We start from the raw sequence: 12,119 nt of genomic DNA on the forward strand, positions 1-12,119 counted from the left end.
GCTTGCCATTGTTCGGCATTATAGGGAAATAGGGCCAACGTGAAAAAATAGGTAGTATCGAAAAAAACGATTGTAATTTTTTACTCTATCGAAATTGGTTGATCACCCAATTAGCGGCAGGGCCTAGCTCGGTGTTTCTCGACCAAATTAAATCTAGGGGGACTGTTTTAGGGTATCCAGGAAGCGATAGGCGCGTTAGCTGCTTTTGTGCATATAAATCAACAAGCTCATGGGGGAGTTCTACCCAACCAAATTGCTGTATCGCCATTTCCATTAACATTAAATATTGGGGAGCAGACCATATTTTAGAATGAAAAGGTTTTTGATCTCCATGAATATGATTTAGATATAATTGCCTATACGGCATTAAGTCTTTATAGGATAAGTTTTTCACCGATGCTAAAGGATGGCTGTGAGCAACGTATAAACTTAAATGTGAGGTCAGTGCTAATTTAGAGACAGTAATATCGGCAGGGTATTTATCCATAGACAGAATAATACCTAAATGTGCCCTTTTATCTTGTAATAATTTCACCGCATCAATATTTTCTGCAACGATACATTCGAGTTCCACATCAGGAAACGCTTTGGAAAATTCAGCCATAAGGTGTGCTTGGGGGGTAATGTAATGGTCAGAAAACACGATAGTTAGGCAATGCTCTATATTTTCAGCTAATCGGCACGTTAGAGCATAAAGGTTTTCATTTGCTGAAATAATATCAAGTGCATGGTTGTACACTTTTCTGCCCGCTTCGGTGAGTGTCGGTTTTCGAAATTGCCTATCAAATAGTGTCAGACCCAAATCAATTTCTAAATTCGCAATGGCCGTACTAATGGTGGATTGACTCTTTCCCAACTTGCGGGCGGCTAATGTGAATGAGCGTTGAGAGACTATCTCGATAAACGCCCAGAGAGCTTCGGGGGAGTATGATTTAAGCATACGCGCTCCTATTTTTGTGTGAATGTTTTACGTATTGAAACCAGGAGGATGTTACATTGGATACTGCGCGCAGAGCTAGACGTCATCGTTGTTGTTATTCATGGCGCGGTGCTCCTTTTATTCTTATGCGCATTGATATCGCCTTGTGTGAAGTTTGATGAATAGGCATTCACACGGTGTATTTGTGTTTAACTTTGTATAATGTCGATATATTTTATCTCATGCCATGAATCTCCTGACAAGGCGATATCTGATCTGTGGTGTTGGGAAAATATCATACATTCCTGTAATAGAATGGATTTTCATCAGTATTGGCTCGTATTAGTGATTATACCGATTCTTAATTAAAAGAATGATTTCAGACCTTACTGTGCTTAGCAACGTCATGATGAGAGGAGCTGGCTTCGGTATTTGCTTTGGTCATACAGCTTAATGCTATCGGTAACTGTCTAGCTTCATCACGCTTTAAACGTGCTTAGGAGAAAGAGATATTAAGGTATAAGCTAATGCTATGGTTTTCTCATTCCCTCAAGGACGATAACGTAATCGCCTGCATCAATAAATGCAGGCCTGAACCATCGGGTAATTTATAAGACTTCTCATCGGATTTAGCTTCCGCAACTTTCGTATCATCTAGAGCCATATCAAGCTTCCTGAAGAGTAAAGCGGGTACGTAAGTTTTTTGGGATCAGCCTGTATCAGCACAATGAAGTGATGTGGGTAGAGTCGCGTAGAATTCAGTGCAGTTCAAATTTGGGAGAGTGTTGACTTTAGCGGGCGCTACAAACAAAAGCAGACGAACGGATTGAATAGATTATATAAAGCAAAAAACCAGCCGTAGGCTGGTTTCTTTAAATAGTGGTGCCCGGACTCGGAATCGAACCAAGGACACGGGGATTTTCAATCCCCTGCTCTACCGACTGAGCTATCCGGGCAACGGAACGTATTAAACCTGATTCCATCAGTTGAGTCAAGGCGCATTATAAAAACTTTCGACCGTATGCGCTTTTTTTCAACACCTTAGCTACTTTTTAAACGAAATTCCCTAAAAACATTCTGGGTAATGAAGAACACCCGCTGTTTAACGGGTGATTTTCATCTGTTCGTCAATGTTAGCGCAGATATTTTTTCTGTGCTTTGTTCACTTTAATGAGGTAATTACGTGACTCAGCAGCTGGGTGCTTAGTGGACAACGTTTCATACACTTCACCGGGTTCTAAATTGTTAATACGCTGAGCTGCTTGCTTTTTATCACTATGGAACACTCGCAGAACACTGCCTGCGCCGCCATTGTATGCGGTAATAACAGCATAACGGCGAGAGGTTTGATTGCGAATATCGCCTAAATAGCTGTTTTGCAAGATAGCCAAATAGGCCGTCCCCGTATCAATGTTCTTTTCTGGGTCGAACAAATAGCTGCGACTTGGCACACCTGATTTCCCTTGTGAGCGGAAAACGTCTTTACCTGCTGTGTTTGGCATTATCTGCATCAAACCAAGAGCATCTGAGCGGCTTACGGCATAAGGGTTAAAGCTCGATTCAATTTGCATAATTGCAAGGATCAATGACTCATCAACGCCATATTTTGCTGAGGATTTTTTAATATACGGCAAATATTTGTGGGCGCGTTTGTCTAGGTGGTTAGGCACTAATTGCATCGTGACTGACCAAACGATATTCATGCCAGATTGGCGGCGCTGTATTTTGTTTTCTATCAGATAATCTGCAAACTTTGTTGCTCGCCACTCCCAACGAATCGCTTCCCCTGTGTTATCTAACACCTGACCAAATAAAAATGGTTCTTTACTGTAGGGGATATCGTTAATATCAGAATAGAGGTCGATGGAGTTAGGGTCATCGCCCATCAATAAGGTGGTGACAATCGCTTTTTTGAGGTGTTGCGATGGCTCTACAGCGGAAATGGTTTCAACTGTAATCGTCCCTGCATCGAAATTAATATGGCTACGTGTACGGTATTCGTCCGTATATTTCACATAATCTTTTGGCCCGGCAATGAGGACTTCCTTAATGCCCCAAATATTTTCGATATTATGGGCAAATTGGCCCATTAAAATATCAAATCCATTGGTGTCTTTGACATAATCAGGGTTGAAGTCCGTTTTTTGGTTGCTGGAACACGAAACAAGTAGCGGGATCAATAAACTCAGCGCAAATAGTTTTTTCATACGATTCACAGTATTGGTGCAAAAGTCTACCTACAGAGTAGGTAGACAGACAGATTATTTTTCAGGTGTGTAGCCGTCAATGTGAATATCATGGCCTTCAAATAAGAACTTGACCATTTCTTGTTCTAACATCTTACGATCGTCTGGGTTCATTGTATTGAGTTTCTTTTCATTAATTAGCATAGTTTGCTTCGTCATCCACTGGCTCCATGCTTCTTTAGAAATCTCATTAAAAATACGTTTCCCTAACTCACCTGGGTAAAGTTGAAAATCTTGCCCATCTGCGTCACGTTGTAAGAATGTACAAAAAATCGTTCTACTCATTAAAATTTCCTCAAATATCAGGTAGTAAGGCGAGCTGTTTTAATAAACTTTCAACTGGGGCTGCAAGGCCGATCGTTGCGCCTAGGTGTAAGTTATACCAGAGTCCTTTGCCTTCATCCATGGCAGAATTAAATGCCTGAATCTTAACTTTTACAGGGATAATATCTAAATGGAAATGGCTAAAAGTGTGGCGAAAGGCAATTAGCTGCTCAGGAGCATCATAAGAAAAGCCTGATTCGGCTAACCATGCTGTTAATTGTTCTGAAGACTCAAATTGTGGGAAGGCAAATAACCCTCCCCAAATACCGGAAGGGGGACGCTGCTCTAACCAGACATTGTCTTCATGCTGCATAATTAAAAACCAAGCGGTTTTTTCAGGGATTTTTTGTTTCGGTTTTTTCCCTGGGTAGTTTTGCCATGAATGGTTGGCATAGGCAACACAGCCAAAGTTAAGTGGGCAAAGCTCGCATTTTGGTTTGCTGCGGGTGCAAACCATCGCGCCTAAATCCATCATTGCTTGGTTAAAATATTCTACGCCATCATTGGGCGTGACATCGGTGCTAATTTCCCACAGGCGGTTTTCTACCTCTTTTTTCCCGGGCCAGCCATCAACGGCATAAGCACGAGCCAGCACCCGTTTTACGTTGCCGTCTAAAATAGGGTAATGTTGTTGTTGGGACAGAGATAAAATTGCGCCAGCCGTAGAGCGACCAACCCCCGGCAAAGCCAAAACTTCATCAAAAGTGGTTGGGAATTTACCGCCATACTGATCAGCAACGACTTTTGCTGCCTTGTGCAAATTGCGCGCACGGGCATAATAGCCAAGGCCTGTCCATAAATGTAAAACCTCATCTAACGGCGCATTGGCAAGGGCGGTAATATCCTCAAAACGAGAAATAAATTTCTCAAAATAGGGGATAACGGTACTGACTTGGGTTTGTTGCAGCATCACTTCAGACAGCCATACGTGGTAAGAGGATTTTTCCTGCTGCCATGGCAATGTTTTGCGCCCATATTTGTGATACCAGTCGAGCACTGCATAAGAAAATTGTTGAGCTTCCATTGAACACTTTATTTTTTTATCGATTTTTTAATAATGCTAAGGATTGCAACATAGACGCAGTAGGCTGTAAACCGCTTATTGTGTGGTTTAGTGTAAAGTTAGCTAATTATCAACTGCATCCTTGTTGAAGTTTTGCTAAACTCCTACTCTTACCCTGCAATTACTGTTAGGTCATTAATCTAATGGATTGAATTAGCAAGGGTAATTTAAACATAATTGCTATTTACTAGCCTTATAGAACTTGATCGTTGGCACATTAACTTAATTGGGCAACTATTTTTTAGAACCTTTATTATGATCAATAATGTTATCTCCCCCGAATATAATGAAGAAGGGCGGGTTATGCGCCGTGTCCGTAGTTTTGTCCGCCGTCAAGGGCGTCTGACAAAACGTCAGGAAGACGCATTAGAAAAAGAATGGGCTGAAATGGGGATTGATTTTATCAATGAACCCTTTGATTTCGCCAAAGTATTTAGTAACTCAAACCCAGTGACGCTGGAAATTGGGTTTGGTATGGGCGCCTCATTGGTGGCCATGGCATCGCAAAATCCACAGCAAAACTTTTTAGGCATTGAAGTTCATGCGCCAGGTGTGGGCGCATGCTTAGCATCGGCAAAAGAAGAAAACGTCAGTAATGTCCGTGTGATGTGCCATGATGCGATAGAAGTCTTGGATTGCATGGTGCCCAATGGCAGCCTTGCGATGGTTCAGTTATTTTTCCCTGACCCATGGCATAAAGCAAAACACAATAAACGCCGCATTGTTCAAGTGCCATTTGCTGAAAAAATTCGCAGCAAATTAGCGGTTGGTGGTGTTTTCCATATGGCGACCGACTGGGAGCCGTATGCAGAACATATGCTTGATGTCATGAAGAGCGTCGAAGGGTATAAAAATTTATCACCAACAGGTGATTATGTTCCTCGTCCAGAATCAAGACCAGAAACAAAATTTGAAAAGCGCGGCCAGCGGTTAGGGCACGGTGTATGGGATTTAATGTTTGAGAGGACCAAATAATGGCTAAACAACCACGTAGTCGTCGTTTACGTAAAAAAATGCGTTTGGATGAATTCCAAGAGTTAGGTTTTACGGTTAAATGGAGTTTTAAAGAAGGTACACCGATCGAAGAAGTTGACACTATCGTTGACCAACTGATTGCTGAAGCTATTGAACCAAACGGTTTAGCATTCGAAGCAAGCGGCTACTTGAGCTGGGAAGGGATTGTTTGCCTACAGCAAATTGGTAAATGTACCGAAGAACACCGTCAAATCGTTGAAAATTGGTTAAAAGCAAAAGGGATGAACGACGTTGTTGTTTCTGAACTGTTTGATGTTTGGTGGGAATAATCACTTTTTGGTTGATTAAATCACACTAAATAAATAGGCTGAGTTTCTCAGTGTTTGAAGAGGCATCCAAGTTTTGGGTGCCTTTATTTTCTGGAGTAAAAGTTTTGAGCGCTATGTTTTCTAACCAGCTACTTAACGACATTCTAGACCAAGTTCGGCCGCTAATAGGCCAAGGTTGTGTTGCCAACTATATTCCTGCACTAGGCTGTGTGCCTTCTCATCATCTCGGCATTGCCGTTTCCACCATTGACGGTGAGGTTTTCACTGCAGGGGATGCTTATCAACGTTTTTCCATTCAATCTATTTCAAAAGTGTTGAGCCTGACATTGGCGATGACGCGCTACGAAGAAAATGAAATTTGGAGCCGTGTTGGCAAAGAGCCATCGGGGCTACCGTTTAACTCATTAATTCAAATTGAAATGGAAAAAGGTATTCCACGAAACCCATTTATTAATGCAGGTGCGATTGTGATTGCAGATATGTTGCAGTCGCGTTTAAGTGCGCCAAAACAACGTATGCTAGAGTTTGTTCGAAAATTATCGTGCGAGCCTGATATTACCTACGATACAACCGTTGCTCGCTCTGAAATGGAACATGCAAGCCGTAATGCAGCAATCGGCTATTTGATGAAATCATTTGGTAATTTTGAAAATGATGTTTTAACGGTGCTCGAAACTTATTTTCATTATTGCTCTCTAAGTATGAACTGTGTTGAATTAGCGAGATGTTTCTCCTATTTAACATTGCAAGGAATGTCATCTTGCTCCATAGACCCTATTATTACCCCATTACAATCAAGGCAAATTAATGCATTGATGATGACATGTGGGATGTATGATGGCTCTGGTGAATTTGCATTTCGTATTGGAATGCCAGGGAAATCAGGTGTTGGCGGCGGTATTGTTTGTGTTGTTCCTAACCAATTTACTGTGGCGGTATGGTCACCTGAACTCGATGCAGCAGGGAACTCTTTGGTGGGGTGCGCTGCTTTAGAGCTATTATCGAAACGAATTGGGCGTTCTGTTTTCTAATTAATTCAGCGCCTTCTAGGAGATGTTATGTTACGCCGTACATTAATTGCATTTTCACTGTTAGCGAGTGCAGCGAGCCAAGCTGCGGATTATAACTGCTCAGTGACACCGAATGATGATATTTTCATGACGCCAGAAAGTGTGCAAGTGATTGGCCGCAGTGGCGATTTAGTGATTACACCTAATGGTGAGATCACGTTAAATGGCAAAAATATTGCGGCGACTGAGGCTCAAAAACAGCAAGCGATCCGCTATCAATCGGCAATTCGTAATGATTTACCTTGGATAAAACAAGAGTCTGAGAAAAAACTGGCAACGTCACGTGAAACGGTAGATAAAGTCGTAGTGAAGGTCATTGGCAGCGACAGTAATGTACGTAAACGTTTGACCAAGCTAGAAAAAGACCTGAATAGCCAAATTAACCAAATTATTGAAACCCGCCCGAATGGCTATGCTTTTCATCATGAAGCGATGAAAAATGCGCAAGCAAAAGGCAAGCAGTTGGTGAATGAAAGCTTGGGCGGTATTTTACAAGATAGCATCAACGAAATGGGGCGCAAACAGCTGTTATCAGGTGGTGATGCTAACCAAGCGCTACAAGGTATGCTGGGTAATCTAGGTGGTTTGCAGCAAGAGCTTGAAACGGAATGGAAAAAACAAGAGAAAAGCTTCCAGTTGTTTGGCGTTCAAGTGTGTTCAAAAGTCACTGGCATTGAGCAACAACGGGTTTCTTTATTGAATTCCTTAAAAGCCAAATAATCCCTTTATTTAAATACCTTAAAAACAGCCATGTATTTAATGTGTGGCTGTTTTTTTATTTATAATGGTTATTATGTGGATTTATAAATGTGATTTCAATTCCATTAATGGGAATGAAAATGAAATTGATTCTTATTTGATTGACATATAGGCCTCTCTCTTTACAATGCGAGTTTGGCTCAATGACATAACTGGGATCGTTTAAATGAAAAAGTTCATTCCTGCTTTACTTGTTTCTGTATTGTCACTCTCTGCTCCTTTAGCGCTTGGTGCTGAATCTGCGGCTTTCACTCCAAATGCTGTCACTGCGCAAGGCGTCGAAAAAGTGACTATTAAGCATTTATCGGGTGAAACAGAAGTTGTTAAAAAACCTAAAAAAGTGGTTTTATTTGACTTCGGTGTATATGACTCAATGCAAAAACTGGGTTTAGGCGATAACGTGGTGGCTTTACCGACGGCAAATGCGCCTGCTTATGTGAAAGGCAATATTCCAGCATCGATGGAAAATGCAGGTGGCATGAAACAGCCTGATTTGGCTAAAATTGAGCAATTAAAACCTGATTTAATCGTGATCACGGGGCGTCAGGGGAAATCATACGAAGCCTTATCCAAAATTGCACCGACCATTAATTTAGGTTCTGACAGCAAACATTATATTGAATCAGTAAAAGCAAACTTAGCCGTACTTGGTGATTTATACGGTAATCAAAAAGCTGTTGATGAACAGCTCGTTCAGTTAGACAAAACCATTGCAGATGCTCAGAAAAAAGCGGCTGATTCTAAGAAAAAAGTCTTAGTACTGATGCACAACGACGGTAAATTAATCCCAAATAACCAAGCCGTTGTTTATGACGTGGTAAAAGCACAGCGTGCAGAATTGCAGATTGATGAAAATGCAGATAAATCAAAACGTCGTGTTGTGGATACCAAAACTATTGCGCAAGCAAATCCTGATGTCATCTTAATTGTTGACCGCAGTGAAGCTATCGGTGCTGGGAAATTAGAAAAAACGGTCTTTGAAGACAGCAATATTCAAGAAACCAAAGCGTACAAAGACGGTAAAATCACTTACCTGCAGTCTGACCTGTGGTACTTATCAGGTGGTGGTTTTGTCAGCTTAACCGAGCAAGTTAACGCGGTCGTTAATGCACTTTAATGAATATCTGCCGTTGTCCTAGTGATAGCGGCAATATGAAATACCCTTATTGTTATTTTTGTCGATCTCATTTTTATCTCTAATAAAAAGCCCGCGGAGTGTTATCTCTCGCGGGCTTTCATTAGTTCACTGATTTGGTTATTATTCCTCGCCTAAAAATAGCTCCAGCAGCGAGTTTAAGAATAATTTTCCATGTTCTGTAATTTGCCATTCATCATCCGTTTCAGTGATATACCCTTTGGTTAATGCTTCATTAAGAGCAGGCCTTACTGTTGATTCGGGCAAACCTGTGTATTGGGTAAACTCTTGACGGGGCATGGCCTCAAGTAACCGAAAGCGGTTCATGAAATATTCAAATGGTTTATCTTCGGCTTCTACATCATAAGACTGCTGGAGATACCGACCTTCCATATAACCTCGAGGATGTTTAGTTTTTACCGTACGTAAAATCCGCCCATCCTCAAAGGTAATTTTGCCATGAGCACCACAGCCAATACCGAGATAATCACCAAAGCGCCAGTAATTGAGGTTGTGCTCACACTGATAACCCGGTTTTGCATAGGCAGAGGTTTCATACTGTACATAACCCGCTGCGCTGAGTAGCTTGTGGCCTTCGGTATAAATGTCCCATAGGGTATCGTCATCAGGCAGCGTTGGTGGCCTTGAACCAAATTGTGTATTGGGCTCGATAGTCAGCTGATACCAAGACAAATGTGGCGGTGCAAGTTCAATCGCTTGTTTTAAATCTGACAAGCCTTCATCGCGCGTTTGTGCGGGTAAGCCATGCATTAAATCGAGATTGAAGCTGCGTAAGTTGAGGTGAGTGGCCAGTTTTGCTGCACGTTTCGCCTCATCAGGGCCATGAATACGGCCTAAAGTGATCAGCTTATCGTTCCCGAAGCTTTGTACGCCGATTGAAATGCGGTTGATCCCCGCGGCCTGGTAGCCTGCAAACCGGTCTGCTTCTACGGTTCCAGGGTTGGCTTCCATGGTGACTTCTGCGTTTGGGTCTAATTGAACTCGTGCGCGAACACCATCCATCAATGCTTGCATGGCTTCAGCCGTCAGCAAGCTCGGTGTTCCTCCCCCAATAAAAATCGTTTTTACAGGGCGATCAGCAATTAATTTGGCATCAATATCTAAGTCCGCTAATAAGTGCTCAACATACTCTTTTTGTGGGATCTCTCCTTTTAGAGTATGCGAATTGAAATCACAATATGGGCACTTTTGCACACACCAAGGAATATGGATATACAAGCTCAGTGGTGGCAACTTATGCATTCTTCAGAGCATCCAGCATCATTGCTAAGGCTTTACCACGATGGGAAACGGCTTGTTTTTCTGCTTTGCTTAACTCTGCGGAGGTACAGCCAAGCTCAGGTACGTAAAAGATAGGGTCGTACCCAAAACCGCCTTGGCCTTTGCATTCGCGGGTGATAATACCGTGCCAACGGCCATGGAATACTAATGGCGTAGGGTCTTCGGCATGGCGCAAATACACGAGCACACAGTTAAATTGCGCCTGACGTTGGTCGTCAGGCACATTTTTCATTGCATCCAATAGTTTAACGAGGTTTTGCTCGTCAGTTGCTTCTTCACCAGCGTAGCGGGCAGAATAGATCCCTGGCGCGCCACCAAGGGCATCAACCGAAATTCCTGAGTCGTCAGCAATAGCGGGTAAACCCGTTTGTGCCGCTGCGTGCCGAGCTTTCAGGATGGCATTTTCAATAAAGGTTAAACCTGTTTCTTCAGCAGATTCAACACCCAATGAAGTTTGTGCAACGATATCCATACCGAAATCGCGAAGTAAGTCGGCTAATTCATTTACTTTACCCGGATTCCCGGTTGCTAAAACAACTTTTTGCATCGTTTAAAACTCGTTTTTACATAATACCAATGGAATACATCATTGCGGTCAATGATGGGTCAATCATCAGAGAAATATCCACACGCAAATAATTCAGGGCGATTAAGATAAACATCACAATCATTGCTGAGAAATCTAACCCGCCCATTGCTGGGATAATACGGCGAATTGGCGCCATTAGCGGTTCAGTTAATTGGTATAATAAATAATCAACAGGGTTACGGCCTTGGCTCACCCAGCTGAGAATGGCACGGATCAATATCATCCAGAAGATCAATTTACCTGCATACGTTAGTAATAAAATGATCCCCATTGGGAGAATCGTTACGCCTAAGATAGGCAGTAAGTTAGTTGCCCACATGCCAAAAATAATTGCGGCAATGGCTAAAACAAAAGCAACAACAACAGACGCCGTATCAATTGAACCAATCGCTGGGATCACACGGCGTAGCGGCGCGACAATCGGCTGGGTGGCTTTGACCACAAACTTGGAAAATGGGTTATAGAAATCCGCACGAACACACTGCATCCAAACGCGGAGCAATAACACAAAAATATATAGCTGGATCAGGGTGGTAACGACAAATACTAAAGTCTGCATGGCAAGTTCCGCGATTAATTAAAAAAGTTTTTCCATTTCTTCTGCTCTATTGATAGCGCTTTGCATCGCGTTAGCAACAGTTTGCGGAAGGTTTTCGTTGTAAAATTGTTCTAAAGCCATCGCGGTGGTACCGCCTTTAGAAGTGACTTGTTCACGTAAGGTTGAAAATGCGGTGTCGTGCTGAGATTTCGCGAGTTCAACGGAGCCTTCAATGGCATTGAGCACTAATTCACGTGCTTGTTCTGCATCATAACCGAGTTGCTCTGCTTTTTGTTGCATCGCTTCCATAAACAGGAAGAAATAAGCAGGGGAGCTACCTGTAATTGCAATAATATTATTGATTTCTTGCTCTTTTTGGCACCAAATCGTTGAGCCGACACTTTGCATTAATTCCTGCGCAAATTGTTTGTCTTGCTCAGTCACTTTGGTTTGCGCAAATAACCCACTTACGCCTTTACCAACTAAGGATGGGGTATTTGGCATAATGCGCACTAAATTCAGTTGATGTGCAAAGTAATCGTTATAGCGCTCTGCTGGGATGCCTGCGGCAATGGTTAACACCAGTTTGTTATCAAAATCAGTGGCATTTTGCAGGGGTTCACAGACTTCTTTCATCATTTGTGGTTTTACTGCTAATACAATGACATCGGCCTGTTTAACGGCAGCAAGGTTATCATCACTGCTAATAATGCCATATTGTGCGGCAATTTTATCGCGGCGCACTGGGGTTGGAGAACAAACGGTGATCATTGATGCTGGGTAACCATTGCTAACAAGCCCCGCGATGATTGCGTGAGCCATATTTCCAGCACCGATGAAAGCAATTTTACGGTGTTGCATTCTGTTCTC

General features: G+C 42.4%; 14 protein-coding genes and 1 tRNA gene. 5 read left to right on the top strand and 10 right to left on the bottom strand.

What is annotated here, in order from left to right:
* Positions 1-85: 85 nt before the first annotated feature.
* From KDJ85_RS17910 to mutY, 6 genes are all read right to left on the bottom strand, one after another.
* A complete protein-coding gene (locus tag KDJ85_RS17910) occupies positions 86-940 on the bottom strand; it encodes a LysR family transcriptional regulator (RefSeq protein ID WP_225820810.1) in 855 nt (284 codons plus the stop codon).
* A 520-nt stretch (positions 941-1,460) separates the two neighbouring features.
* The gene (locus KDJ85_RS19235; RefSeq protein ID WP_263974624.1) at positions 1,461-1,583 is read right to left on the bottom strand and encodes a hypothetical protein; all 123 of its coding nucleotides are present in this window, start codon (positions 1,581-1,583) and stop codon (positions 1,461-1,463) included.
* Between the two features lie 216 nt (positions 1,584-1,799).
* Positions 1,800-1,875: transfer RNA gene (locus KDJ85_RS17915), tRNA-Phe, on the bottom strand.
* Between the two features lie 177 nt (positions 1,876-2,052).
* Complete coding sequence (mltC, locus tag KDJ85_RS17920) at positions 2,053-3,126, bottom strand: membrane-bound lytic murein transglycosylase MltC (RefSeq protein WP_206084720.1); 1,074 nt, start codon at positions 3,124-3,126, stop codon at positions 2,053-2,055.
* 54 nt (positions 3,127-3,180) lie between these two features.
* Positions 3,181-3,450, bottom strand: coding sequence for an oxidative damage protection protein (locus KDJ85_RS17925; protein WP_206084721.1), 270 nt, complete (start codon positions 3,448-3,450; stop codon positions 3,181-3,183).
* Between the two features lie 10 nt (positions 3,451-3,460).
* Complete coding sequence (mutY, locus tag KDJ85_RS17930; RefSeq protein ID WP_225820811.1) at positions 3,461-4,513, bottom strand: A/G-specific adenine glycosylase; 1,053 nt, start codon at positions 4,511-4,513, stop codon at positions 3,461-3,463.
* Between the two features lie 294 nt (positions 4,514-4,807).
* Between mutY and trmB the strand changes: the two genes are divergently transcribed.
* The 5 genes from trmB to KDJ85_RS17955 all read left to right on the top strand — a co-directional run bounded on the left by trmB (position 4,808) and on the right by KDJ85_RS17955 (position 8,802).
* Entirely contained in the window at positions 4,808-5,527 is a 720-nt protein-coding gene (gene trmB, locus KDJ85_RS17935) for a tRNA (guanosine(46)-N7)-methyltransferase TrmB (RefSeq protein ID WP_225820812.1), read from the top strand.
* A complete protein-coding gene (locus KDJ85_RS17940; RefSeq protein ID WP_225820813.1) occupies positions 5,527-5,856 on the top strand; it encodes a YggL family protein in 330 nt (109 codons plus the stop codon). Before trmB ends, KDJ85_RS17940 begins: the two co-directional genes overlap by 1 nt.
* 104 nt (positions 5,857-5,960) lie before the next feature.
* Positions 5,961-6,887, top strand: a complete 927-nt coding sequence (gene glsB / locus KDJ85_RS17945) for a glutaminase B (RefSeq protein ID WP_225820814.1) — start codon at positions 5,961-5,963, stop codon at positions 6,885-6,887.
* Positions 6,888-6,914: 27 nt separating this feature from the next.
* Complete coding sequence (locus KDJ85_RS17950) at positions 6,915-7,646, top strand: DUF2884 family protein (RefSeq protein WP_225820815.1); 732 nt, start codon at positions 6,915-6,917, stop codon at positions 7,644-7,646.
* Between the two features lie 205 nt (positions 7,647-7,851).
* The gene (locus KDJ85_RS17955; protein ID WP_225820816.1) at positions 7,852-8,802 is read left to right on the top strand and encodes an ABC transporter substrate-binding protein; all 951 of its coding nucleotides are present in this window, start codon (positions 7,852-7,854) and stop codon (positions 8,800-8,802) included.
* 141 nt (positions 8,803-8,943) lie between these two features.
* Here KDJ85_RS17955 and hemW read toward each other — a convergent pair whose 3' ends face one another.
* From hemW to proC, 4 genes are read right to left on the bottom strand one after another with little or no spacing between them, the layout of a single operon-like run.
* Positions 8,944-10,083, bottom strand: coding sequence for a radical SAM family heme chaperone HemW (gene hemW / locus KDJ85_RS17960; RefSeq protein ID WP_225820817.1), 1,140 nt, complete (start codon positions 10,081-10,083; stop codon positions 8,944-8,946).
* A complete protein-coding gene (rdgB, locus tag KDJ85_RS17965; RefSeq protein ID WP_225820818.1) occupies positions 10,076-10,669 on the bottom strand; it encodes an RdgB/HAM1 family non-canonical purine NTP pyrophosphatase in 594 nt (197 codons plus the stop codon). Before rdgB ends, hemW begins: the two co-directional genes overlap by 8 nt.
* Positions 10,670-10,685: 16 nt before the next feature.
* Positions 10,686-11,270, bottom strand: a complete 585-nt coding sequence (locus KDJ85_RS17970; RefSeq protein WP_206084730.1) for a YggT family protein — start codon at positions 11,268-11,270, stop codon at positions 10,686-10,688.
* 18 nt (positions 11,271-11,288) lie between these two features.
* Complete coding sequence (proC, locus tag KDJ85_RS17975; RefSeq protein ID WP_225820819.1) at positions 11,289-12,110, bottom strand: pyrroline-5-carboxylate reductase; 822 nt, start codon at positions 12,108-12,110, stop codon at positions 11,289-11,291.
* Positions 12,111-12,119 lie beyond the last annotated feature (9 nt).

The sequence above is a fragment of the Providencia vermicola genome (assembly GCF_020381325.1).
GTDB lineage: Bacteria > Pseudomonadota > Gammaproteobacteria > Enterobacterales > Enterobacteriaceae > Providencia > Providencia vermicola.